At 68.7% G+C, this 22,146-nt stretch carries 25 protein-coding genes; 13 read left to right on the top strand and 12 right to left on the bottom strand.

Annotation, left to right across the window (positions count from 1 at the left end; genetic code table 11):
* Nucleotides 1–489: 489 nt before the first annotated feature.
* Nucleotides 490–1,200 carry a hypothetical protein gene (locus tag OHA10_RS06435; protein ID WP_371405245.1) on the bottom strand — a complete coding sequence of 237 codons (711 nt, stop codon included), beginning with the start codon at nucleotides 1,198–1,200 and terminating at the stop codon, nucleotides 490–492.
* A gap of 162 nt (nucleotides 1,201–1,362) precedes the next feature.
* Between OHA10_RS06435 and OHA10_RS06430 the strand changes: the two genes are divergently transcribed.
* The 6 genes from OHA10_RS06430 to OHA10_RS06405 all read left to right on the top strand — a co-directional run bounded on the left by OHA10_RS06430 (nucleotide 1,363) and on the right by OHA10_RS06405 (nucleotide 5,975).
* The gene (locus OHA10_RS06430) at nucleotides 1,363–2,280 is read left to right on the top strand and encodes an aminoglycoside phosphotransferase family protein (protein ID WP_371405244.1); all 918 of its coding nucleotides are present in this window, start codon (nucleotides 1,363–1,365) and stop codon (nucleotides 2,278–2,280) included.
* 196 nt (nucleotides 2,281–2,476) lie between these two features.
* Nucleotides 2,477–3,109 (top strand): hypothetical protein, encoded by a 633-nt coding sequence (locus OHA10_RS06425; RefSeq protein WP_371405243.1) that lies wholly within the window; start codon nucleotides 2,477–2,479, stop codon nucleotides 3,107–3,109.
* Between the two features lie 50 nt (nucleotides 3,110–3,159).
* Complete coding sequence (locus tag OHA10_RS06420; RefSeq protein ID WP_371405242.1) at nucleotides 3,160–3,831, top strand: response regulator transcription factor; 672 nt, start codon at nucleotides 3,160–3,162, stop codon at nucleotides 3,829–3,831.
* Nucleotides 3,828–5,171: a sensor histidine kinase gene (locus tag OHA10_RS06415; RefSeq protein ID WP_371405241.1), complete on the top strand. Its 1,344-nt coding sequence runs from the start codon at nucleotides 3,828–3,830 to the stop codon at nucleotides 5,169–5,171. Before OHA10_RS06420 ends, OHA10_RS06415 begins: the two co-directional genes overlap by 4 nt.
* 84 nt (nucleotides 5,172–5,255) lie before the next feature.
* Complete coding sequence (locus OHA10_RS06410; RefSeq protein WP_371405240.1) at nucleotides 5,256–5,531, top strand: YggT family protein; 276 nt, start codon at nucleotides 5,256–5,258, stop codon at nucleotides 5,529–5,531.
* Nucleotides 5,532–5,633: 102 nt separating this feature from the next.
* Entirely contained in the window at nucleotides 5,634–5,975 is a 342-nt protein-coding gene (locus OHA10_RS06405; protein ID WP_371405239.1) for a YciI family protein, read from the top strand.
* Nucleotides 5,976–5,983: 8 nt separating this feature from the next.
* On the opposite strand, the gene OHA10_RS06400 is transcribed toward OHA10_RS06405, so the two are convergent.
* A complete protein-coding gene (locus tag OHA10_RS06400; RefSeq protein WP_371405238.1) occupies nucleotides 5,984–6,436 on the bottom strand; it encodes an SRPBCC family protein in 453 nt (150 codons plus the stop codon).
* Between the two features lie 176 nt (nucleotides 6,437–6,612).
* Between OHA10_RS06400 and OHA10_RS06395 the strand changes: the two genes are divergently transcribed.
* Together OHA10_RS06395 and OHA10_RS06390 are read left to right on the top strand one after the other, a co-directional pair.
* On the top strand, nucleotides 6,613–7,698 hold the full coding sequence (locus OHA10_RS06395) for a hypothetical protein (protein WP_371405237.1): 1,086 nt from the start codon (nucleotides 6,613–6,615) through the stop codon (nucleotides 7,696–7,698).
* Entirely contained in the window at nucleotides 7,695–8,213 is a 519-nt protein-coding gene (locus OHA10_RS06390; protein WP_371405236.1) for a YciI family protein, read from the top strand. Before OHA10_RS06395 ends, OHA10_RS06390 begins: the two co-directional genes overlap by 4 nt.
* A gap of 16 nt (nucleotides 8,214–8,229) precedes the next feature.
* Here the strand turns inward: OHA10_RS06390 and OHA10_RS06385 are convergent, their stop codons facing one another.
* The gene (locus tag OHA10_RS06385) at nucleotides 8,230–8,931 is read right to left on the bottom strand and encodes an alpha/beta fold hydrolase (protein WP_371405235.1); all 702 of its coding nucleotides are present in this window, start codon (nucleotides 8,929–8,931) and stop codon (nucleotides 8,230–8,232) included.
* On the bottom strand, nucleotides 8,931–9,353 hold the full coding sequence (locus OHA10_RS06380; RefSeq protein ID WP_371405234.1) for a MarR family winged helix-turn-helix transcriptional regulator: 423 nt from the start codon (nucleotides 9,351–9,353) through the stop codon (nucleotides 8,931–8,933). Before OHA10_RS06380 ends, OHA10_RS06385 begins: the two co-directional genes overlap by 1 nt.
* 95 nt (nucleotides 9,354–9,448) lie before the next feature.
* Here OHA10_RS06380 and OHA10_RS06375 point away from each other — a divergent pair, with 95 nt between their 5' ends.
* Complete coding sequence (locus tag OHA10_RS06375; RefSeq protein WP_371405233.1) at nucleotides 9,449–10,336, top strand: LLM class flavin-dependent oxidoreductase; 888 nt, start codon at nucleotides 9,449–9,451, stop codon at nucleotides 10,334–10,336.
* Here the strand turns inward: OHA10_RS06375 and OHA10_RS06370 are convergent, their stop codons facing one another.
* The 3 genes from OHA10_RS06370 to OHA10_RS06360 are packed head-to-tail and all read right to left on the bottom strand — an operon-like array spanning nucleotide 10,337 to nucleotide 12,459.
* A complete protein-coding gene (locus OHA10_RS06370) occupies nucleotides 10,337–11,209 on the bottom strand; it encodes an oxidoreductase (protein WP_371405232.1) in 873 nt (290 codons plus the stop codon).
* Nucleotides 11,206–11,889, bottom strand: coding sequence for an RraA family protein (locus tag OHA10_RS06365; protein ID WP_371405231.1), 684 nt, complete (start codon nucleotides 11,887–11,889; stop codon nucleotides 11,206–11,208). The genes OHA10_RS06370 and OHA10_RS06365 overlap by 4 nt, the downstream gene beginning before the upstream one ends.
* 33 nt (nucleotides 11,890–11,922) lie before the next feature.
* Nucleotides 11,923–12,459, bottom strand: coding sequence for an AAA family ATPase (locus tag OHA10_RS06360; protein ID WP_371405230.1), 537 nt, complete (start codon nucleotides 12,457–12,459; stop codon nucleotides 11,923–11,925).
* 84 nt (nucleotides 12,460–12,543) lie between these two features.
* On the opposite strand from OHA10_RS06360, the gene OHA10_RS06355 reads away from it, so the two are divergent.
* The gene (locus tag OHA10_RS06355) at nucleotides 12,544–13,794 is read left to right on the top strand and encodes an AlkA N-terminal domain-containing protein (RefSeq protein ID WP_371405229.1); all 1,251 of its coding nucleotides are present in this window, start codon (nucleotides 12,544–12,546) and stop codon (nucleotides 13,792–13,794) included.
* Nucleotides 13,795–13,801: 7 nt separating this feature from the next.
* Here OHA10_RS06355 and OHA10_RS06350 read toward each other — a convergent pair whose 3' ends face one another.
* Both OHA10_RS06350 and OHA10_RS06345 read right to left on the bottom strand, forming a co-directional pair.
* A complete protein-coding gene (locus OHA10_RS06350; protein ID WP_371405228.1) occupies nucleotides 13,802–14,554 on the bottom strand; it encodes an isocitrate lyase/phosphoenolpyruvate mutase family protein in 753 nt (250 codons plus the stop codon).
* A complete protein-coding gene (locus OHA10_RS06345) occupies nucleotides 14,551–14,847 on the bottom strand; it encodes a putative quinol monooxygenase (RefSeq protein WP_371405227.1) in 297 nt (98 codons plus the stop codon). The genes OHA10_RS06350 and OHA10_RS06345 overlap by 4 nt, the downstream gene beginning before the upstream one ends.
* Nucleotides 14,848–15,013: 166 nt before the next feature.
* On the opposite strand from OHA10_RS06345, the gene OHA10_RS06340 reads away from it, so the two are divergent.
* On the top strand, nucleotides 15,014–15,808 hold the full coding sequence (locus tag OHA10_RS06340; RefSeq protein WP_371405226.1) for a class I SAM-dependent methyltransferase: 795 nt from the start codon (nucleotides 15,014–15,016) through the stop codon (nucleotides 15,806–15,808).
* On the opposite strand, the gene OHA10_RS06335 is transcribed toward OHA10_RS06340, so the two are convergent.
* Genes OHA10_RS06335 through OHA10_RS06325 form a run of 3 tightly spaced genes read right to left on the bottom strand, consistent with a single transcriptional unit; the run spans nucleotide 15,791 to nucleotide 18,840 of the window.
* Nucleotides 15,791–16,600, bottom strand: a complete 810-nt coding sequence (locus OHA10_RS06335) for a TrmH family RNA methyltransferase (protein ID WP_371405225.1) — start codon at nucleotides 16,598–16,600, stop codon at nucleotides 15,791–15,793. The two genes, OHA10_RS06340 and OHA10_RS06335, sit on opposite strands and share 18 nt — an antisense overlap.
* 9 nt (nucleotides 16,601–16,609) lie before the next feature.
* Nucleotides 16,610–17,788 carry a hypothetical protein gene (locus OHA10_RS06330; protein WP_371405224.1) on the bottom strand — a complete coding sequence of 393 codons (1,179 nt, stop codon included), beginning with the start codon at nucleotides 17,786–17,788 and terminating at the stop codon, nucleotides 16,610–16,612.
* 53 nt (nucleotides 17,789–17,841) lie between these two features.
* On the bottom strand, nucleotides 17,842–18,840 hold the full coding sequence (locus OHA10_RS06325) for a LacI family DNA-binding transcriptional regulator (RefSeq protein WP_371405223.1): 999 nt from the start codon (nucleotides 18,838–18,840) through the stop codon (nucleotides 17,842–17,844).
* 123 nt (nucleotides 18,841–18,963) lie between these two features.
* Between OHA10_RS06325 and OHA10_RS06320 the strand changes: the two genes are divergently transcribed.
* On the top strand, nucleotides 18,964–20,790 hold the full coding sequence (locus OHA10_RS06320; protein ID WP_371405222.1) for a glycoside hydrolase family 127 protein: 1,827 nt from the start codon (nucleotides 18,964–18,966) through the stop codon (nucleotides 20,788–20,790).
* A gap of 2 nt (nucleotides 20,791–20,792) precedes the next feature.
* Nucleotides 20,793–22,103 carry an extracellular solute-binding protein gene (locus OHA10_RS06315; protein WP_371405221.1) on the top strand — a complete coding sequence of 437 codons (1,311 nt, stop codon included), beginning with the start codon at nucleotides 20,793–20,795 and terminating at the stop codon, nucleotides 22,101–22,103.
* Nucleotides 22,104–22,146 lie beyond the last annotated feature (43 nt).

The following is a 22,146-nucleotide window of genomic DNA, read 5'->3' as shown; positions in this document are numbered from 1 at the left end:
CCGACCGACGCGGCACTGCCCTGGCTTGAAGACCAGGACCTCAGCGGCGCCCCGATCATCACGGGCAACAGAAAGCCGGGGGAGTCGAAGCGGACTCCGAAGGCGGATGCCGTGGCGGTCGTGCCTCTCACCTTCAACTCACTCAACGCGTGGGCCAACGGCAACGCCACCACCTACCCGCTGACGACGCTGAGCGCGGCGCTTGGCTCTCGAACGCCGACCGTCGCGTCCGGGACAGGTGGCACAGTCGCGGCTGTGTTTCGGTGGGATTGGGTTCTCGATCGAATCGGCCTGTCATGTCTCAAGACATCGGTGACGAATCTGTATCAGGACATCGATGACGCTTCCGGGGCGCTTGGTGGTGACACTTCTTCGGCCCGGCGTGCAAGACATGTCCTTCCGGATCTGGCGATGAGCGGTCGTGTCACTTCGGCTCGCCCAGATGGACGCAATCTTTGTATCGGGGCTGCCGCGTGGCGGGAACGGTTCCTAGGCAGCGCCGACCTTCCTGGGCGTCAGAACCAGCCGGACCCCGGTCACCAGCAGCCACACGAGCCAGGCGGCGTAGCCGAGCAGCCCCACGAACAGGATCGGCGAGCCGTCAGCGATCGCGAGGTTGGCCACCCCGGCGGCGATCGCCAGGCTTCCCCCGGCCACGCCGAGCACACGCTGCCACGGCGCCGCCAGCCGACTCGCATGCGCCGCCAGCGCAGCGCCGATGAAGGTGGTGCCGAGCGCCGACAGCGCCAGAGCGAATGCTCCTGCATGCAGCTGCCAGACGAGCTGGAACAGCGGGCTCGGCTTGGCGAGCTCGCCGGCGGACAATACGACTCCGTCCCACAGCACGGCGTAGAGCGCGAAGACCGCCGCGAGAGTCGCGCCCGCGGCCACCGCGAGGCGCGACCAGTCGGCGCCCGCACCCCCGCGACGCCCGACCAGCCCGTGGAGACCGGTCACGAACACGAGCAGTAGCGGCAGGTTCAGCGCCTCCGAGCCGACCGCGATCGCGACCACCCCCCGGTGAACCGCGTGCCAGGCGAGCACCTTCTCGATCGGGTCGCCGTAGCCGGGCGGTCGGGCCCAGACGAACACAGCATTCTGAATGACCAACGACGCTACCAATGCGATCGCCGCCGCGCCCACGACCCGCTCCCCGAACGCAGGGGTCGGGATCGGCCCCCTTTCGTGCGGTGATCTCATCTCTTACTCCTTCGGGCGCCGTCAGCGGAACCTTGTTCACGGCCACAGCATGCGCTTGTGTAGCCGCAATCAACATAGGGATCACCAGCGCCTCTAACTGTGTGTTGGGAAAGCCACTGCTGCGCATAACGTAATGAAATGGCTAGAGCACACGCAGGCAAGATGCCGAATGACCAGGTTCTGCGCTGGGCGGCCGAGGCGGTTGGCGGGACGAGCGTCGTTTCGTCCGAGGGCCTGACCCGCGGCGAGCACCGCCCTTCGGGCACGTTCCGTCTGGGAATCGAAGGACCGGCGGCCCGGACCAGGGACGTGATCTTGAAGGTCCCTGTCCGGGGATGGATCGCCGCCGCGTGGGTGATCACGAACGCACGCGCGCTTCAGCTAGCCGAGACTCATGGCCTGGCCGCGCCGCGGCTGATCGCTGCGGATCTCGACGGGAAGGCGAGCGGAACCGTCGCCACCCTGGAGACCTTCCTGCCCGGCAGCGCCGGTCTCTCGCCGACGGTTTCGGTCGCCCGGCTCCGCGAAGCGGGAGCGGCCCTTGCCAGGGTCCACGCCTTCAGGCTGGTTCCGCAGGCCCACCTGCCATACCGGCCCCGGCCGTGCGCCGTCGACGACCGCGCCGATGAACGCCGGCGGGGCCTGATGCCGACCACACCTTTGCTGCAGCAGGCCGACGAGCGGGTCAGGTCGCACGGGATGCCGGCAGTCGCGTCGGTGTTCGTGCATGGTGACGCCTGGGGCGGCAACATGCTGTGGGAGGGTGACCGTTGCGTTGCGCTGATCGACTGGAATACAGCCGGAGCTGGTAATCCGGGCGTCGATCTCGGCAGCCTGCGGATGCAGATGGCCCTTCAGTACGGCCAGGACGCGCCGTCCCATGTGTTGGAGGGCTGGGAGCGGCAGGCGGGCCGGGAGGCAGTCGGCGTGCCCTACTGGGATGCCGTGGCCGCGCTGAACACGCCGACAGTGATGGACGGTTGGGCGGGATTCGCCGACGACGGTAGCCTCCTGGGCGCCGCTGCCGTCACCGAAAGGCGCGACGCTTTCCTTCGCACCGCTCTCAGTCAGTGGTCATAAAGGTCGCGCGTGCCGAAATCGACGCTTCGCTTCGCTCGGCTTCGTGGCTGGGTTGGGTGGTTAGGTCACCTGCGGTGGTTGGGCTGGCTCTCTAAGGGAGCTCTAAGGGTGGGTGAAAGTGGGGTTGAGGGGGCGTTGATTGTGTGTGGCCACGGCGCCGGGGTTGGTGGCGCATCGGTGGATGAAGGGGAACACGATGATCAAGCGCACTCGGGTGGTTGTGGCGGTGGTGACGGTTGTGGCGTTGGCTACCAGTGGTACGGCGTCGGCGGCGACGTCTGGGTCGGATCCGAAGCCTGGCGCGGGGAAATCGGGGGCCGTGGTGAAGGCGGGAGAGAAGTCGAAGCCGGCTGACCGCGGGGATCTTGCTGCGGTGGCGGCGAAGCTGGGGGTGACGGTTGCCCGGCTGGAGGGCGCGTTGGTTGCGGCCAAGAGGTCGTTGGCCGGGTCGGCGCGGGTTACGCCGGACATGTTCGTCAGGGCTGTCGCGGCGAAGCTGGGGCTGCCGGTCGCACGGGTCAGGGCGGCTGTGGAGCCGATGATCCTGAAGCCCGGGCGGGACGACAAGCGGGGCGGCAAGCACGACAAGGGGGCCGACGACCCGCGGAAGTCGCCGTTCGCCAGTAACGCCGCGGCGGCACGACTGGCCGCCGGGCTCGGTGTCAGTCAGGCCAAGGCCAAGGCGGCCCTCTTGGCTCTGGTGTCGATGCCCAACGGGATTGCTCCGGACTCCAAGGCGTTCCGTGAGGTGGCCGCCAAGCTCGGGGTCAGCGCGGATCGGCTGCAGGCCGGGTTGGTGCGGCTGAAGCAGTCGTTGGCCAACGGCTGAGGGGTCTCAGCTCATCACAACTTCATGATCGACGGTCAAGATGGACAACCATGCGGATACTTGTCGTGGACGACGACCCGGCCGTACGCCGGTCCTTGGAGCACGCGTTGGGCCGCGACGGGTACGACGTGGCAGCCGCGGCAGACGGGACCTCTGCCCTCGCCGCGCACGGCGCGTTCCGCCCGGACGCGGTGGTGCTCGACGTTCTCATGCCCGAACCGAACGGTCTCGAGGTATGCCGGACGCTGCGCTCCGGCGGGTACGACACCCCGATCCTGATGCTCACGGCCCGGGACCTGGTCACCGATCGGGTCGCCGGACTCGACGCGGGGGCTGACGACTACCTCGCCAAGCCGTTCGCCCTGGAGGAGCTGCGGGCCCGGCTCCGAGCGCTGCTACGGCGTAGCGGTGCGAGGGCGGAGGTGCTGCACTTCGCCGACGTGAATCTGGACCTGAGCGGCCGCCGGGCCGAACGAGGGGCCCGGCGGCTGGAGCTGACCAAAACGGAACTGTCGCTGTTGGAGCTGTTCCTGCGCAATCCCCGCCGGGTCCTGAGCCGGACCCAGATCTTCGAGTCAGTCTGGGGATACGACTTCGGCCCGGAGTCGAACGCGCTGTGGGTCTACATCAGCTACCTCCGGCGAAAGCTCGAGGCGGACGGCGGCAGCAGGCTGATCCAGACCGTCCGCGGCCTGGGCTATGTGCTCCGCGAGGAGCCATGAACCTGCGCACCCGGCTCGCCATCGCCGGCGGCGCCATCGCCGCCGGCGTCGTACTGCTCGTGTCGGTCGTCCTCTACCCGGCCGTGGAAGCGAACCTCCGCGGCCAGATCGACAGCTCGCTGGTGGCGGCGGTCGCCAAGGCGCCGGATGTGGCGCAGGCCATCAAGGAGAAGTTCAAGGGGACGGCCAACGAGTCGTCCTTCCCGGCCGTCCCGCTCGGGATCGGGAGCACCCAACTGCAGATCGTGCCGGAACCGGTCCAGGCCGGGCCGTCGACCGAGTTCGTCGATCTCACCGCCCGCGATGTCGCCGTCGCCAACGGAACGACTGCGGCCTACTTCCGGAACGCGGAGTACGACGGGATCGAATACCGGATCTACACCGCCCAGTTCCCGGGATCGCCCGGCACCCTCGTGCGTACTGCGATCCCGCAATCCGATCCCGCACCGACCCTGCGTGAACTCGCCTGGCTGCTCGGCGCATCGATCGTGGCCGCCGGACTCCTGGCGGCGGTTGTCTCCCGCCTGGCCGCACGCCGGGTTCTGCGCCCGGTACGTCAGCTCACCGAATCAGTCGAGCTGATCCGGACGACCGGCGACCTGGCGATCCCGATCCCCGCCGAGGGCCGGGACGAGATCGGCCGGCTCGGCTCCGCGTTCGCCGGGATGACCGCGGCCCTGGACGAGTCCGTCGGCGCCCAACGTCGTCTGGTCGCCGACGCGTCGCACGAACTGCGCACCCCGCTGACGAGCCTGACAGTCAATCTCGAACTCCTGGCGGAGGACCTGACCGATGCGCAGGCCCCGCACCTCGCCGCCGAGGCGCTCGACCAGGCCGGCGAGCTGACGACCCTGATCAACGACCTCGTCGATCTGGCCCGCTACGGCCAGCCGGCGTTCCATACCGAAGACGTGCGGCTCGACCTGGTCGCGGAGCGCGTGGCGGCGCGGGCGACGCGTCGCGCAGGTCAGATCAAGTTCGACCTGACCTGCGCGCCCACCCTTGTCCATGGCGATCCCGACGCCCTCGAACGCGCTGTGGCGAACCTGGTCGACAACGCCGTCAAGTGGAGCCCGGACGGCGGCCTGGTCCTGATCAGCGTGAAGGAGGGCACGCTCGACGTCGCGGACGCCGGTCCGGGGATCCCCGACAGTGACCTCGAGTTCGTCTTCGACCGCTTCTACCGATCACCTGCTGCCCGCGCGCATCCCGGATCCGGACTCGGGCTCGCCATCGTCCGGCAGGTCGCCGAGGCCCACGGCGGGACGGCCGAAGCCGTGCCATGCTCAACCGGTGCCTTACTGCGCCTGAAACTGCCGGTGTGCAGCCCGCCAGCCTGATAGTCGGCTAAGAAGATGGCTTTGGGGACATTTCGACCGGGCCGACCTCGTTGATACTGGCAATACGGCGGAGGAGTGTGGGTCATGGGCCTCATCGGAACCCTGGTCGGGTACGCGTTGTCAGCGTTCATCCTTTTGTTGATCGTGCGGATGGTCCTGGACTGGACGGGTGTGTTGGCGAACGGGCCGCAGTGGGCCGGCCGGCTGCGGGCGGTGACGCACGCCTGGACGGAGCCGGTGATCGCGCCGGTACGCCGGAGGCTGCGCCCGGTGCGCGCCGGCGGGTTCGCGATCGATCTCGCGTTCACGGCCGTGTTCTTCGCCGCACTGATCCTGCGCTCGATCGCCTTCAGCCTCTAGCTGGTCTCCGCAAAAACTTTTGCTGGTTGTGTCGGATTCGGGTTGTGGTGTTCGTAGCGTGGGTGAGGCGGGCGTGGGGTCCGCCCTAGTTAAGGAGCAGGCATGCCTGAGTACCTCATGTACTTCAACCAGCAGTGGGTGGGTGACCACACCGAGGAGTGGTTCCGCGGGCGTGGGCCGCTCGCCAAGGCGGTTGTGGAGGACATGAAGACGGCCGGGGTGTACGTCTTTGCCGGCGGACTGGAAGAGGAGGACGGCCCGATCTACGCCGCCGATCCGACCAGCGGCGAGGTGCTGATCACGGACGGGCCGTACGTCGAGTCCAAGGAGTTCCTGGGCGGGTTCGCCGTCGTCGACGTACCCGACGACGAGACCGCCAAGATGTGGGCGGGCAGGGTCGCGGAGGCCTGCGGTTGGCCCCACGAGGTACGCCGCTTCAAGTAGCCCCGAGGTTACCGACCGTCGATCGGGACGGTTTCGTACGCCGGGATGAGTTCGCCCATGCGGGCGTCGGAGTCGCAGCGGTCGCCGCCGGTGAGGTGGGAGGCCAGATCCTCGATGTGGATCTGGAGCCCGGCGGCGAACGCGGCGATCCAGTCCAGGCGGAGGCCGCGTTGTTCGAGGACGAGGACGGTTTCGTCCCCGTCGGCGGTGAGGGTGGCTTCGACGACCTGCTCGTTCGGGGCGTGCGCACCTTTGTTCGTCACCGAGAAGTGGCGCGGTGGCTCGCACGCCTCGACCCGGCCGCTGACGTCCGCGCCGCTGGAGAAGAAGTGCGCCTGATAGCTGCCGCCGAGCTGGAGGTCACCCTCGAAGCCGCCCAGCCACTGGGCCAGCCGGCTGGGATCGGTGAGCGCCGACCACACCTCGTCGATGCCGGTGCGGAACCGGTTCTCGATGCGCACGATTCCTTGACCGTCCGCTGAACGCAGACTCCCCAAAACCTCGTTGCTGGTCACCGGTACAGACTGCCGACTTCGTGCCGATGGCGGAAGTGCCGGACGATCACGGTCGGTGGGGGAATAGGGTCTGCTTGGGCGGGAGTTGTCGGTTATGACGGAGTGTCCGAGCGAGGAGAGCAATGAAACCCACTGAGTTCGTCAAGGTGAACGCACAGTTCTGGGGGGAGCACCTGAAGGAGGCGGCCGGGCACCTGCCGGTGAGCCACCGGGGTGAGCTGCCGGGGCCGATGCTGTTCCCGCGGATGATGGTGCTGACCGAGACGCCGGACTGGAACATCCTCGAGCTGGTCGGACTGAGCCGTGAGTACCGCAGCCCCGAGGTGCGGCGGCAGAAGCGGGCAAGCGTCGAGGAGTACTTCGGAGTCGCCGACGGCACCGTGGTCGCGAACCTCGAGGGGCAGAACTGGTTCAAGGACGCGACGATCGCGACCGAGCAGGGCCGGCAGTCGCTGGACAAGCGGTTCCCGACGGCCGCGAACATGCTGGGGACCGAGGTGGTCGGCCCGGCGGACGAGCTGCTGCGGTTCGCGCCCGGCAACTACTCGACCTTCGACCGGACGCTGCTCGTGCACGGCAGCGGCGACTCGCTGCGCGCGCACTGGGTGTTCTTCGCGCTGGCGATCCACCGCTCCGAGCCGGTCGACAAGTACCTGGACTTCCTGCGCAACTACTCCAACTCCCAGCCGCACCTCGACCCGATCGGCACGATCAGCCTGCCGGTCGACCCGGCCGAGCTGAAGGCGGACGCGTTCGAGAGCACCTACCTCGCGCACGGTCTGCAGGACACGACGGTCGACGGGTTCCTCGAGAAGCACGAGAGCATCCTGCTGTCGACGTTCGGCGGGACCCGGCTGCTCCGGCAGCCGTCGCTCGACGACCTGCAGCCCGACTTCATCCTCGAGCGCGCCGACGGCCGGCACATCGTCGGCCGCCTCGAGCTCCCGGTCGTCGACGTGGTCAACGGCAAGAAGCGCCGCCGCTCCTTCCGTACGCCGGTCCTCGACAGCGCGGCCGAGCTCGCGCGCTACACGGAGTACTTCGGTACCGCGGACAACCGCTCCCAGGTGAAGTCGAAGTACGACGTCGAGGTGACCGACCCGCGGCAGCTGCTGATCGTCCCGAGCCAGGAGACCGTGGTGCCCGCGGTAGGTGTGGAGATCGTCGACTACGACACGATCCTGCGCCTGCACCTGGCCGGCAAGTGACGCAGTACTTCGTCCACGGCCGCGATCGCGCGGGTGCCGGTGAATTGAAGGCCCAGCTGACCGAGGAGCACTGGGCCTTCATGGATCGGTACGCCGAGGAGCTGATCGCCCGGGGCCCGACCCTCACCGAGGATCGCGAGGAGTCGACCGGCAGCCTGCACATCGTCGACCTCCCGGACGACCAGGCACTGAAGACCTTCGCGTACGACGAGCCGTACTACCTCGGCGGCGCCTTCGACACGGTCGAGCTGTACCGCTTCCACAACCACACCGGCCGCACGATGTGGGAGTTCACGACCGCGGTCGAGGGCCTCGGCCGCTACCTCGTCCTCACCAAGGACGGCCCGCGACCGCTGACCTCGGACCACCTGATCGTGTACGGCGACCTCCTCGACGGCGACGTCCATGTCGGCCGGGCCGCGCTGGTCGAGGCGCCCGACGCTACAGCCGCCGCTGAGTTGCTGCAGGCCGCGGACGCCGAAGTACATCCCTGGGAGTTCGGCGGCCGGCGGTAAGAAATCGGCCCGGGATTCACCCGCCACGCCCAGCCTGGACCGCGCTGCGGCTGATCAGGGAATCGACGACAGTCCGGGCGACGCGCCGGCCATCGGCCGACGCGTCGCCCAACCCGCAGGTGGAGTGCGTCAGCCCGTCGAATTCCAGGTAGGTGAAGCCGATGCCTTCGAGGACCGGCTTGAGCCTGCGGAACCGACGGATCGCCGGATCCGCGGTGCCGAGGTACGCGACCTTCGCACCCGAGTAGAGCCGGAGCTCGTGGTGCCAGTCGTGGGCACGATAGCTCCGCCAGAACTCCAGCGCGGGCCGGGGGAGCCGTGGCTCTCGCTCCATCCGCCCCATCTCTGCCTCAGTCGGGAAACCGATCGGTGGGACGCCGCCCATGACGAGCGCGGTCGCGCGATCGGTTGACCGGGCGGCCATCGCGGACATGCAGGCCGGCTGGGAGAAACCCCAGACAGCGAACTGATCGATGCCTTGGTGATCCAGCACGGTCAGGACCTGGTCGCCGATGCTGCCGAAGTCGTACTCGTCCGGGCGGTCGCTCGCGCCGAAGCCGACCGGATGGATCTGCAGGACCCGGAATCGTTGGGCGAGCCAATCGGCGATCGGAAGGTCCGGCGGGCGGCGATTGTTCTTGATCAGTACGACGGCCGGGCCGGAACCGCTTGCCCGGTAGGCGATGCGGGCACCGGCGCGTTCGGCGTACTCGTACATCAACGGGTCAGGATCGACTGCAGGGCTTCGGTCAGAGTCGCGCGGGTGCCGGCCGGGAGGTCCGACGTCAGCTCCCGGATGCGGTCGACGACCGCGTCGTGGCATTGGTGGGCCAGGTCCTTGCCGGCGGTGGTCAGCTCGATGCGGCAGGCGCGGCGGTCGGCGGGGTCGGCGACCCGGGCGACGAGGTCGCGGCGCTCGAGGCGGTCGACCATGCTCGTCAGGCTGGAGCGCTCGATGCTGAGGATGCGGCTGAGCTCGGTCATGCCGAGCGGGCCGGCGATCAGGACGCAGAGCAGATGAGCCTGCTGCGGGGTCAGGCCGAGCGGCCGGCTCGTCTCGGCATGCAGGTCCTGCAGCCGGTGCATCGTCTGGACCAGCGCACTCGCGAGGTCGGAGTCCCGAGCCGTCGTCGTCACCATGCACCCATGATAGTCCGGTGGTCGGATAGTTCGTAGGCATGATAGTTCGTAGTGCTACTGTTTGGGTGTTCGAACTATCTCAGAGAGGCGACGACATGACTGTGCGTTTCGGCTACGGCTCACCCGACCACCTCCGCGACGTGGATGCGATCCTGCGCCTGGCCGCGCAGGCGGACCGCGACGGCCTCGACCACGTCAGCCTGTCGGACCATCCGTACGTCCCCGACCTGCTCGAGGGGTACGCCGCGATCGCGTTCATCCTCGGCCGGACCGAGCGGATGTCCGCGTTCGTCAACGTGACCAACCTGCCGCTCCGCCCGGCGCCGGTTCTGGCCCGTACTGCGACGTCGTTGTCGGCCTTGTCCGGTGGGCGATTCGTGCTGGGCCTCGGCGCCGGTGGTGCGTGGGACCGGATCACCACGATGGGTGTGCCGGAGCTGCGGCCGGCCGAAGCCGTCGAGGCGTTCGAGGAAGCGATGCAGTTGGTGCACTCGATGTCCGACGGCGGGCGACCGGAGCCGACCAAGCACTATCCGATCGGCGCGCTGAGGCCTGCCGCCGTACCCGCGCCGTTGATCTGGACCGGCTCCAAGGGCCGGAAGTCGCTCGCCGCGACCGGTCGGCACGCCGACGGATGGATCCCCGGGCACGCCGCGGACTGGCTGAGCGACGGCTACCTTCAGGCCCGGCCGGTGATCGACGAGGCCGCGCTCGCCGCCGGCCGCAAACCCTCCGACATCGCCACGATCTACAACTTCCCGGGCGCGATCACAGCCACCCCACTCCGCCGTACGCGGGACGAAGAGGGCCGCTGGATCGGCGGTTCCCCGTCCCAGTGGATCGAAGAACTCACCGACGCCATCCTCAACCACAATGCCGGCGGCTTCACCCTCTTCCCCAGAGGCACGGACCCCTACGAAACCCAGCTGACCCGTTGGTCCCAGGAGATAGTCCCCGCAGTCCGCGCGGCAGCCTCGGTCTGATCAGTCCAGGGTCGCGAGCTCCTCGGCACTGAACTGCAGGCCGCTCGCCGCGATGTTCTCCTCGAGGTGAGCCGGGTTGCCGGTGCCGGGGATGGCGAGGATGTTGGGGGAGCGGTGGAGGGTCCAGGCGAGGCGGACCTGTTGCGGGGTGACGTTGTGGGTGGCGGCAAGCTTCTCGACGGCCGCCGAGTGGTCGGTGCCGGAGCCGCCCTCGCGGGACGAGCCCGCGATGGCGAAGAACGGGACGTAGGCGATGCCCTGGTCAGCGCAGAAGGAGATCAGTGCGTCCTCCTCGCCGCGGAGATCGACGGCGTAGCTGTTCTGTACGCAGACGACCGGTGCGATCGCGAGCGCTTCCTCGACGTGATCGAGCCGAACGTTCGAGACGCCGAGCTGCCGGATCAGGCCCTCGTCGCGGAGGGCGGCGAGCCAGCCGAAGCGTTCGGTGATCGAGTCCTCGCCGGGCTTCTTCATGATCCGCAGGTTGACCACGTCGAGCGCGTCGACGCCGAGTTGCCGCAGGTTCGTCTCGACCTGCTCCCGCAGTTCGGCGGCCGTCGTCGCGTTGTAGAAACCGCGTTCCTCGTCCTCACCCGGCCCGACCTTCGTCGTGATCACCAGCCCGTCCGGGTACGGCGCCAGCGCCTCGCGGATCAGCTCGTTCGCGTACCGCTTCTCGCCCTCACCCACCCGCAGCGTCCCACCCGGCGACGCGTAGAACGCCGCCGTGTCGATGTGGTTGACGCCGAGCTCGACCGCGCGACGCAGTACCGCGATCGCGACCGAACGGTGCGGGTTCGCCGTGATCCGCATCGCGCCGAAGCCCATGCGGTCGACGGTCACGTCGCCCAACTGCCAGGTCCCTGCGCTCATTCCTCGATCGCCCCTCTCACCGCACGGAGATGTTGCCGGAACGTCAGCGACGGATCGGCCGCCCGCGCGGTCAGGAACTCCGCGAACCGCACCTGCTCGCGCAACGACCGGCCGGCCCGGATCTCGTCCGCCTGCCGGTGCTCGGTGTCCCGGATCGACTCCGCCAGCTCGAGCAGTTCGTCGACCCGGTCCGCCGGTACGAAGATCGCCCCGTCCTCATCCGCGAGTACGACGTCGTCCCGGGTCGCCGTCCATTCCCCGATCGTTGCCTTGGACAACGCATCGTCAGGCTGCGGATCGAGCCGTAACGGCCCGGTCGGCAACGCGCCCAGGCTGAACACCGGCATCCCGATCGCGGTGATGTCGACGGTGTCCCGGTGCAGTCCCCAGATCACGATCCCCGCGATCCCGGCCGCCGCAGCCTCCAGCGCCACCAGATCGCCGACACAGGCCTCGTCCCGCCGACCGCCGTTGTCCACGACCAGTACGTCGCCTGCCGCCGCTGACCCGAACGCCTCCAGGAACACGTCCACGCTGCCCACATGCTGAGCCGGCAACACCCGCCCCGCGACCCGCTCGCCGACAACCGCCGTCAACGCCACCGTCCGCACCGGCACGCCGGCCCGCACGCAGGCGTCGGCGACATGCGCCGTGGTCAGTCCCGCAAACCGTTCCAGCATCCCCAGCCCCTCTCGGTCGATTCGGGATCGACCTTAGGACAGGAAGGCAAGGATCTCGGCGAGAGCCGGCTCACGGGTGGTGTCGACGGTCAGGCTGGGAACGGGCAGATCGACCGGCTGGAAGGCGTTGTGGGTCCGCAGCCGGGCGTCGGGACTGATCTGCGCGTCCTCGTGGGCCGAGCGTCGCTGGTCCGACGTGGATCGGGCCGTGATCCGCGCGAGCGCTACCTCGGCCGGTACGTCGCAGTGCACGATCCGGATGTCCGCGCGGCCGAGCAGCGGGGTCAGTCCGGGGTTCCACAGCCGGTCCTGGAAGGCCGCCTCCGCGACCACCGTCGTACCGCGGCCGATCAGCAGGCCGATCACATCGAAGAACGTCGACAGCGTCCGCATCGTGAGCGGGTCACCCGGCCCCGGAACGAATCCCGGAGTCGCATGTGCCATCCCTTCCTTGATCTCGTCGCGGCAGATCGCCGGGCAGCCGATCGCGGTCGCTATCCGGTGCGCCAGCGTCGTCTTCCCGGTCCCGGGCGGACCACTCACCACGACCAGCATCGGTTTCGAATGCACCCGCCGTACCCTATCGGTGACCGTCGGCGCGCGGTGTAAGACGAGTGTCAGGAACTGTCGGTGGGCCTGATTAGCGTTGATCGCGTGACGACGTACTCCGCGGTTCGGACGACCGGGATCTACTGTCGGCCCGGCTGTGGGGCCAAGCCGCTCGCGGAGAACGTGAGCACCTTCGAGCTGCCCGCCGCCGCGGAGGCGGCCGGGTATCGGGCCTGCCTGCGCTGCCGTCCGTACCGGGTGGCCGGGACGATCGCGGACGAAGCGCCCGAGCTGGTCTGTCGCGCGGTGCAGTTGATCATCTCCGGTCTGCTGGACGAGTCCGGGGAGGAGGCGCTGGGGGCGCGGCTCGGGTTGTCGGCGCGGCACCTGCGGCGGATGTTCCATGAGCACCTCGGTGTCACGCCGGACCAGTTCGCGCGCTCGCGGCGGGCGCACTTCGCGCGGCGGTTGCTGGACGACACCGATCTCGGCATCGCGGATATCGCCTTCGCGTCCGGCTTCGGCAGTCTGCGCCAGTTCAACCGGGCGATGCGGGAGATCTTCCGGGCGTCACCGCGCGAGCTCCGCGACCGCCGGCGTCGCGGGGATCGGTTGGCGGCTGACGGGGGATTGGTACTGCGTTTGCCGTTCACCCCGCCGTACGACTGGGAGGCGATGAGCGCCTTCCTGCGATCGCGCGCGATCCCGGGTGTCGAGTCGGTCGAGGACGGTGTCTATCGGCGGACGATCTCGCTCGACGGCGAGCCGGGGATGCTGGAGATCGGCGCCGGTGGCGAAGATCATCTGGTCCTGCGTGCGCACCTGCCGTTCTGGGAAGGCGTCATGCACGTCGTGGATCGAGCTGCGTGCTTGGTCGGGCTGGACTGTGAGCCGGTGCGCGCTCGCGAGCATCTGGCGGCGGACCCGGAGTTCGGGTCGTTGGTTGCGGCTCGACCTGGGGTTCGGGTGCCTGGTGCGTGGGGTCCGTTCGAGGTTGCTGTTGCGGCGGTCGTGCGGGATCAGCTGCCGCCGGAGGACGCGACCGAGGCGTTGCGCAAGCTCGTCGAGGTGTACGGCGTGCCTGTGCCGGGGCTCGCGCATGGGCTGACGCACGCGTTTCCCGGGCCGGCGGCCCTGGCCGACGCGGAGCTGGTCGGGCCGCTCGCGCGGGAAGTTGTTGACGGCAACGTCATGCTCGATGGTGACGTGGAGGCATTGGCGCGCGTGGTGGGCAGCCGTGCGGCACAGGAGATCGCGCTGCGCCTCGGGAGCCGCGACGCCTGGCCGGTGACCGGCGAGAGCGAGCGCCTCCGTCCGTGGCGCTCGCTCGCCGCCGCTTACCGCCTCGCCGGCTGACGTCCGGCTACTCGCTCACCAGTGTTTCGTAGGTGCCGCTCGCCAGCATCTCCTTCGCGGCTGCGGTTGCGAGCGCGTAGGCCGCACCCGTGATCGCCGGGCCGACGCTGATGCGGGCGACACCGAGCTCTGCGAGTTCACCGACCGACGGAGCGCCCGGACCGACCATCACGTTGAGCGGAAGCGGTGATCCCTCGACCAGTTCGGCGATCGTCGCCGCGTCGACGACCCCGGGCACGAACAGCACGTCGGCACCGGCGTCGGCGTACATCTTCGCGCGTTCGAGCGTCCCGGTCTTGTCACCGAACAAGTACGTGTCGGTCCGCGCGTTGATCACCAGTTCGATGCCCGCGGCAACAGCTGCCGCACGCGCCGCCTTGATCCGCTCGACGTGCACGAGCGGATCATCAACCACCCGCGCGGTGCTGTCCTCGAGGTTCACACCGACCACGCCGGCCTCTAGTACGCCGGCCACCGTGCCCGCGACATCGCCGTACCCGGCCTCGATGTCGGCCGTGACCGGCACCGAGACCGCCGCGCAGATCAGCCGCAGCGCCGCGACAGCAGATTGCTGATCGAGACCGCCCGCATCATCAACGCCATGTGCCCAAGCAACGCCCGCGCTCGTCGTCGCGATCGCCTTCGCGCCCGCTGCCTCGATCGCCCGTGCCGAACCTGCGTCCCACGCGTTCGGCAGCACGAGCGGCGGTTGCTCGTGCAGTGAACGCAGCCGCCGCGCCAGCTCGTTCTGCGTGCTCACAGGCTGACCAGCAGTTCGTGGTCGATCTCGACGAACTCCACGATCAGGTCGGCGAACCGGCCCGCGATCAGTTCCTTGTACGCCGACGACCCGGTGTGCGCGTCGTACGCCGTCCGGTCCGCGAAGTGCTCGACGAACAACAGGTAGTCCGGCTTCGCCGGGTCGCGGTACACGCGGAACGACAGCGTGCCCTCCTCCGTCCCCGGCCCCTTCGACGCGAACTCCTGCACGATCGCCTCGGCGGCGGCCTGGTTGCCGTCCTTCAGCTTGATCGGAAACACCTTTGCCAGCATCTGCATCCTCCCTCGGGTTTCGTGCTTCCAGGTTCGCCCGCGCACCCGTCCCCGGTCTGGCCATATTCGGTCATGAACAGTGTCTTACATAGCGAGACAATATGTCTCATAAATCAAGATTGTGGATTAGCGTGAAGACTGTCGAAAGAGGGCAAAGGAGCCTGGGATGAACAACGTGTACACGCACGGGCATCACGAGTCGGTACTGCGATCGCACAGCTGGCGCACCGCCGGGAATTCGGCCGGCTATCTGCTGGCGCACCTGCGGCCGGGGATGTCGCTGCTCGATGTCGGCGCCGGTCCCGGCACGATCACCGCCGACCTCGCCCGCCTGGTCGAGCCCGGCCGGACCACAGCGCTGGAGGCCAATGCGGCCGCCCTCGACATCACGAAGGCAACGTTCGCCGAGCTGGACCTCGACGTTGAGTTCGTCGTCGGCGACGTCCATGCGCTGGACCTGCCGGACGACACGTTCGACGTCGTCCACGCGCACCAGGTGTTGCAGCATGTCGGCGATCCGGTGCAGGCGCTGCGGGAGATGCGCCGGGTCTGCAAACCGGGCGGGATCGTCGCGGTGCGCGATTCGGACTACCACGGTTTCGTCTGGTACCCGGAGCTGCCCGAGCTGGACGAGTGGATGGCGCTCTACCAGCGGATGGCCCGCGCCAACGGCGGCGAACCGGATGCCGGCCGCCGCCTGCTGTCCTGGGCCTTGGCCGCCGGTTTCGAGAACGTCGAGGCGACCACGTCGACCTGGGCGTTCACGAACCCGGAGGACCGTGCGTTCTGGGGCGGCATGTGGGCGGACCGCATCCGCAAGTCCGCGCTTGCGGATCAGGCCCGCTCTTCCGGCGTACCTGAGCAGGAACTAGAGGCGATCTCGCAGGCCTGGCAGAGGTGGACGGCCACGCCGGACGCGACCATTTCCATCCTGCACGGCGAACTACTGTGCCGGGCGTGAACGCTGGCGCGAGATCTCGTACAGGACTGCCGTCGCGGCGTTGGCCGCGTTGAGCGAGCTGGCTGAGCCGGTGATCGGGATGCGGACCAGGTGGTCCGCGGCTTCTCTCCACGCCGTGCTCAGACCGGCTGTTTCATTGCCGATCAGGAGCAGGACCGGCTGCGTGAAGTCGAAGTCGTAGACGTCGGTCGATCCGTGTTCATCGGTGCCGACGACAACGATCGGCTCCGGCGAACGGCGTACCCAGTCGAGGACCTCGCGATGGGAGGCCGCACGGACGGCGGGAACTGCGAACAGCGATCCGGTCGTCGCGCGGACCGCCTTCGGGTCGTACACGTCGGCGGCATGTCCGGTGACGATCAGCCCGTCCGCGCCGAACGCGTCGGCGGACCGGATGATCGACCCGATGTTCCCCGGCCCGGTCGGCCGGTCGAACACGACACCGAGGAAGTCCGGCCCGACCGGGATCCGATCGAGATCGTCGGCAGGCAGCTCGAGTACGGCGATCAGCTCCGCCGCCTCGTCCTTCTCGCCGAGCTCGGCCAGCAACTCCGGCGCCATCGCGACCCGCTCGACGCCCGGCAGCCGCTCCAGCACCTCGGACGCCCATTTCGACAGCGGCCGGGACGCGTCGGTGATCACCGTCCGCACCGGCCAACCGTTGTCTACGGCAACAGAAATCGGCCGCACACCTTGAACCAGGAATTCGCCGGCGCGCTGCCGCTTGGTCCGGTTGGTGAGCGACGCCTGCCAAACCTGGAACCTGGCGTTCCGCGACGAGATCCGTTGCACGGAACCACCTTAGTGTGCACGCCTGCGTCGTCGGCCGCGGTGCCTGAGCCGGAGCGCACCCCAGAGAATCAACGCAGGCAGCCAGAGCGCCAGCAACCAAGGCAGTCTCCACCAGCCCGACCCACCGTCGAGCTTCGGCTGTTCGGGCGCGACCAACGGCCGGGCCGAGGTCGACCAGGCCAGGAACGCGTCCCCGATCGGCACCGCGCCGAACACGTACCGCTTGGTCTTCAACCCGGTGAACGGCAGCCCGATCAGCTCGCCTTCCCGCCCCAGCCGGTCCCCGAGCGGATCGTTGTGCACCCGCGCCGCGCCCATCGCGACCACGGTCGCCGAGAGGCTCATCCCCAACACCAGCGGCCCGGAGTCCACGTCTCCCTTGCCGCTGGTGCCTTTCGGGTACTCGCGGACGCCGACCCCGGTGATGAACTTGTCCTTGAAGAGCTCGTACTGCGTTCGCGCGAACGTCGGGTCGATGTCGACCAGGAACCGCTGGATCATCGCCTGCGACGAGCCACGCGCACCGGACACCTGCGGCGCCACCTGGTGCGGAAGCAGACCGGTCGCCGGATCGAGCTTGGTCTTCGCAGTCGTGACCCAGTTCCGTGCGATCTGCCCGAACCGCGGCGCGATCAACGCGTCGTACTGCCGGAGCGAGGCGATCGCGACGACCGAGTCGACCGGCCAGGCCTGACCCGGGTACGACGCGAGGAACGGCGTCTTCGCGGTCCGGAACGCGGTGGCGAGCTCGACCGATTCGCTCGTGAACGCGTCGCGGTCGGCCGCGTCCGAGTGACCGAGCGCGATCAACCCGCCCCGCAGCCAGTTCGTCCAGCCCGCGTAGAAGACGCCGTACCGCGGTTGCAGCGACGCGTCGAAGGGCGCCGTACCGTCCGTGGAGGCGAGTCGATCCAACGACCAGCGGACCTCCGCGGTCGCGTCGGCGGATCGCGCCGAATCGTCGAGCCCGACCTGGACCCAGCTGAGACCGTAGAGCACATTGAGGAAGAAGTAGCCCTCCGGAAACTGTTTCTGCGCGGCCCGATCCGCGCCGCCCTCGATCTCCGCGCGCAGGAACGCCAGCTGCTTCACTACGCCACCGGTGGGATCGAGAACCAGGCGTGCGGTGCCCACCCCCGCCACGAGAGTGGCGATCACCGCCACGCCGATGAGGAGCTTGCGCAGCACCCGAACAAATCTAGGGTGCGTTCGGCGACTACTGGGAGTCGCCGAGGTGACGTTCAGGTGCCGAGCGTCGATTCGCGGGTGATCAGCCGGGTCGGGAGTTCCATCGGGCCGGGATGGGTCGAGCCGGCGATCGCGTCGAGCAGCAGGTTCGCCGTACGGCGGCCGAGCTCTTCGAGCTCCATGTCGACGGTGGTGAGCGGCGGCCGGCTGGCCAGCGCCATCACCGACCAGTTGTCGTAGCCGGTGACCGCGATGTCGTCCGGGACCGAGCGACCCAGCTCGCGCAAACGGTCACAGACCCCACGGGCGATCTGGTCGCTTCCACAGGCGATCGCGTCGAGGTCGGGCTGGGTCCGGAGCAGTACGTCGACCGCGTGCCGGCCCCACCGTTCGCTCCACTCGCCGTGCAGCGGTTCGCCGACGAAGGCGTCGCCCGCGGCGTCGACGGTGGCTGCGGCGCGGAGCCGCGCGCTGTGGTGGGAGTCCGGGCCGGTGACGTGCGCGATCTTGGAGCGACCGAGCGACAGCAGATGCCGTACGGCGGAGCCGACTCCGCCGCGGTCGTCGACGATCACCGACGTGTCGTCCGGATCGGTCGACGGGCTGAACGCGTAGATGACCGGGATCGGCACGTCGATCGGCGCCCGCGGCTCGGTCCGGCGACCCGTGACGATGATGCCGTCGACGCGCCGGGACACCAGCGACTTCAGGTAGTGCTGCTCGCGGAGCGGGTCGTCGCGGGTGTCGCACAGCACGAGCGCCATCTCGCCGGCGCTCAGTGCGTCCTCGGCGCCGAGCATGATCGGGATGCTGAAGCGGCCGGAGCTGTCCGTGGTGATCAGCCCGACCGTGAAGCTGCGCCCGGACGACAACGCCCGGCCGCGGCTGTCCGGAGTGAACCCGAGCTGCTCGGCGGCGCGGCGCACCCGCTCGCGGGTCTCCTCGCGGAGCTGGCCGGTGTCGTTGAGCGCCTTCGACGCCGTGCTCGTCGAGACACCCGCCAACGCGGCCACATCGGTGATCCGCGGCTGCGAGCGCAGTGGTGACGCCATCCGGCAACTCCTTTCCGGGGTTTCCGGAAGTCTAGCCCCAAGGGTTGACGTCGTGCTGCAGCGGCTCTACCTTCGTGCAGGAAAACGTGTTCCGGAATTTCCTAATCTCAGGAGACCCGCGATATGAGCGCAGCCCTTCGCAGCCCGGCCGCCACGACCAAGGGGCGCCGGCGCCCGCTCGGACTCGGCCAGGCGACGATCACCGGCGGTTTCTGGGCGCCGCGGCAGACCCGCAACGGTCTGGACGCGATCCCCAGCGGCCAGGACCAGCTCGAGAAGGCCGGCAACCTGCAGAACCTCCGCCTCGCCGCGGGGATCGGCGAGGGCGAGGCGATCGGCCCGATCTTCGCCGACTCCGACGTCTACAAGTGGCTCGAGGCCGCAGCGTGGGAGTACGGACGCAACCCGGACGAGGATCTGCTCAAGCGCATCCGCGATCTGACCGCGGTCGTCGCCGCCGCGCAGCGCGAGGACGGGTACCTCGACTCGGTCGTCCAGCTCCGCTACGGCGACGAGGGCCGCTACCAGCAACTCGTCTGGAGCCACGAGCACTACTGCGCCGGCCATCTGATCCAGGCCGCGGTGGCCCAGGTCCGGTGCACCGGCGACACCGCCCTGCTCGATGTCGCGACCAAGCTCGCGGATCATCTGGTCGCGACGTTCGGCGACGACAAGACTGTCGACGTCGACGGCCACCCGGTCATCGAGATGGCCCTGGTCGAGCTTTATCGAGAAACGGGTACGGCGGCGTACCTCGAGCTGGCCAAGTGGTTCGTCGAGGCCCGCGGTCACGGGATCATCGAGAACCACGGGCACTCACCGACGTACTTCTCCGACCGCGTCCCGGTCCGCGAGGCGACCACGGTCGAGGGGCACTCGGTCCGCGCGGTCTATCTGGCCGCGGGTGCGACCGACGTCGCGCTGGAGACCGGCGATGCGGAGCTGCTCGAGGCGCTGAAGCGGCAGTTCGATCACATGTGGTCGACGAAGACGTACATCACCGGGGGTCTCGGTGCGCGCTGGGAAGGTGAAGCGTTCGGCGACGAGTACGAGTTGCCGACGGACCGCGCGTACGCCGAGACGTGCGCCGCGATCGGCGGGATCCAGTGGGCGTGGCGGATGCTGCTCGCGACAGGCGAGTCGACGTACGCCGATGCCATCGAGCGGATGCTCTACAACGGTTTCCTCGCGGGCGTGTCGTTGGCCGGTACGGAGTACTTCTATGTGAACCCGCTGCAGTTGCGCGGGGCGGCGCACCCGGACAACGGCCGGAGCCCGGCGCACGGACGGCGTGGCTGGTTCGACTGTGCTTGTTGCCCGCCGAACATCATGCGCACGCTGTCGAGCCTCGACGGCTACCTGGCGACTGCCACGGACGACGCCATCCAGCTCCACCAGTACGCGACCGGTGTGATCGGCGACCTCCGGGTCGAGACCGCCTACCCCTGGGACGGCGCGGTCCGCATCACGGCTCCGGAACCGACCACTGTCGAGCTTCGCATCCCTGCGTGGGCGGAAGGTGCCACCGTCAACGGCGAGCCCGCCCAGCCCGGCAGCTACGCCCGCGTCACCGCCACCGAGATCGACCTCCAGCTGCCACTGCAGTCCAGGATGGTCGGAGCAGATCCGCGGATCGACGCGGTTCGCGGTTGTGTTGCTCTCGAGCGTGGTCCGCTCGTGTACGCCGTCGAGCAGGCGGACAACTCCGCGAATGTGGACGACCTGCATCTGTTGCCCGAGGCACCTACTGCTGAGACCTCGGACCTGCTGGACGGGGTGACTGTGCTGAAGGCCCATGGGCGGGTCGGGGTCGGGCATCAGCCTGGTTGGTCCTTCCGGCCTGGCGTCGAGGACGCGATCGGCGATGCGGTGGACGTGGTGGCGGTGCCGTACTACGCGTGGGCGAACCGGGAGATCGGTGCCATGCGTGTCTGGCTGCCCAGGGTCTGATCATGGTCACGCGTCGGCAGTTCCTCGGCCTCGCAGCCGGAGCGACCACGGCTGGTCTGCTTCCGGGCTGCAGCTCGGTCCTGCCCGAACCCGACGTCCGGGCGGCGGGGTTCGGGCAGGAGGCCACCGGCACCGTGCAGGTGTGGTGCCGGGCGGCGACCCAGACCGGTCTGACCGACCTGGTGAAGAAGTTCAACGCGTCCCAGGACCGGCTCACCGTCGAGCTGACGCCGGTCCTGGACGCGCAGTACGTGACCAAGCTGGCGACCGCGATCCGCGGCCGGAGTGTGCCGGACCTGGTCGACATCGACGACATCAACTCGATGCTGTTCATCTACCGCGACGCGTTCACCGACCTGACCGAACCGCTGGCCGCGCTGGACTTCCGGGACAAGCTCAGCCCCGGCCACCTGCGGCTGGCGACGAAGGACGAGCGGGTGTACGGCGTTCCGTACCTCGCGGACAACTCGATGTTCTGGTTCAACACCGAGCTGTGCGACCGCGCCGAGGTCGATCCGGACGAGGCGGTGAAGTCGTTCGACAACCTGCTCGACGCGGCCCGGAAGCTCCGCAAGCTCGGCGACGACATCTACGCCTGGAGCTTCCCGGCGAACAGCCCGGGCGCGCTCGGCTTCGTCGTACAGCCGATGGTGTGGGCCGCCGACACCGACCTGATCCAGGGCACGATCGGCAGCCAGTCCGGGCACATCGTCGGGAACGACGTGGTGCAGCGGATGCTCGAGCTGCACCGGCAGCTGTGGGTGGACGGATTGGTGCCGAGGGCAAACTTCTCCGACGACGCGTCCCGATGGGGCAGCGACTTCCGGGCCGGCAAGATCGGCATCTTCCCGTCGAACTACAGCGTGGTCGTGTCGGCGTCCGACGACGCGTTCCACCACAACGTCACGCCGCGGCTGCTGTCCGGGCCGGACGGCGGTGCGGCGTTCTTCGACGGCGGGGACAACATGTGTATCCCACGCGGCGCTCGCAATGCATCGGGGGCGTGGGAGTTCGTGCGGTTCGCGCTGGATCTGCCACAGCAGATCGACCTGCCGGCCGGCGGGTACACGCCGGTGCGGTCCGATGCGCGGACTCCCGAGTTCGCGAAGAAGTATCCGTTGGCGACGCTGCCGCTGGAGCGGATCCAGGAGGGGTACGCGCCGACGACGCTGTCCTACAACCTCCTCTACAACCAGCCGGACGGGCCGTGGCTGCAGATGTTCCGCCGCGCGGTGTTCGACGGCGAACTGGAGGCCGCGATGAAGGAAGCCCAGCAGAACTACGACCGCATCCTCAAGCAGGGGCAGGCATGAACGAGCGTAGCGAGTTCATCATTCAACACTGCGTACCTCGTGC

The organism is Kribbella sp. NBC_00662, from assembly GCF_041430295.1.
Classification (GTDB): Bacteria; Actinomycetota; Actinomycetes; order Propionibacteriales; family Kribbellaceae; genus Kribbella.
Note: the sequence above shows the minus strand (reverse complement) of the source record. Positions and strands in the feature narration are given on the sequence as shown.

Coding starts and splice junctions, on each gene's coding strand:
- OHA10_RS06365 (WP_371405231.1), bottom strand. CDS start 11,889: ATGCTGGAACGGTTTGCGGGACTGACCACGGCGCATGTCGCCGACGCC.
- OHA10_RS06380 (WP_371405234.1), bottom strand. CDS start 9,353: ATGGTGACGACGACGGCTCGGGACTCCGACCTCGCGAGTGCGCTGGTC.
- OHA10_RS06410 (WP_371405240.1), top strand. CDS start 5,256: ATGGGCCTCATCGGAACCCTGGTCGGGTACGCGTTGTCAGCGTTCATC.
- OHA10_RS06385 (WP_371405235.1), bottom strand. CDS start 8,931: ATGTACGAGTACGCCGAACGCGCCGGTGCCCGCATCGCCTACCGGGCA.
- OHA10_RS06325 (WP_371405223.1), bottom strand. CDS start 18,840: ATGGCGTCACCACTGCGCTCGCAGCCGCGGATCACCGATGTGGCCGCG.
- OHA10_RS06430 (WP_371405244.1), top strand. CDS start 1,363: ATGCCGAATGACCAGGTTCTGCGCTGGGCGGCCGAGGCGGTTGGCGGG.
- OHA10_RS06415 (WP_371405241.1), top strand. CDS start 3,828: ATGAACCTGCGCACCCGGCTCGCCATCGCCGGCGGCGCCATCGCCGCC.
- OHA10_RS06425 (WP_371405243.1), top strand. CDS start 2,477: ATGATCAAGCGCACTCGGGTGGTTGTGGCGGTGGTGACGGTTGTGGCG.
- OHA10_RS06435 (WP_371405245.1), bottom strand. CDS start 1,200: ATGAGATCACCGCACGAAAGGGGGCCGATCCCGACCCCTGCGTTCGGG.
- OHA10_RS06375 (WP_371405233.1), top strand. CDS start 9,449: ATGACTGTGCGTTTCGGCTACGGCTCACCCGACCACCTCCGCGACGTG.
- OHA10_RS06345 (WP_371405227.1), bottom strand. CDS start 14,847: ATGCTGGCAAAGGTGTTTCCGATCAAGCTGAAGGACGGCAACCAGGCC.
- OHA10_RS06320 (WP_371405222.1), top strand. CDS start 18,964: ATGAGCGCAGCCCTTCGCAGCCCGGCCGCCACGACCAAGGGGCGCCGG.
- OHA10_RS06395 (WP_371405237.1), top strand. CDS start 6,613: ATGAAACCCACTGAGTTCGTCAAGGTGAACGCACAGTTCTGGGGGGAG.
- OHA10_RS06340 (WP_371405226.1), top strand. CDS start 15,014: ATGAACAACGTGTACACGCACGGGCATCACGAGTCGGTACTGCGATCG.
- OHA10_RS06315 (WP_371405221.1), top strand. CDS start 20,793: ATGGTCACGCGTCGGCAGTTCCTCGGCCTCGCAGCCGGAGCGACCACG.
- OHA10_RS06370 (WP_371405232.1), bottom strand. CDS start 11,209: ATGAGCGCAGGGACCTGGCAGTTGGGCGACGTGACCGTCGACCGCATG.
- OHA10_RS06405 (WP_371405239.1), top strand. CDS start 5,634: ATGCCTGAGTACCTCATGTACTTCAACCAGCAGTGGGTGGGTGACCAC.
- OHA10_RS06420 (WP_371405242.1), top strand. CDS start 3,160: ATGCGGATACTTGTCGTGGACGACGACCCGGCCGTACGCCGGTCCTTG.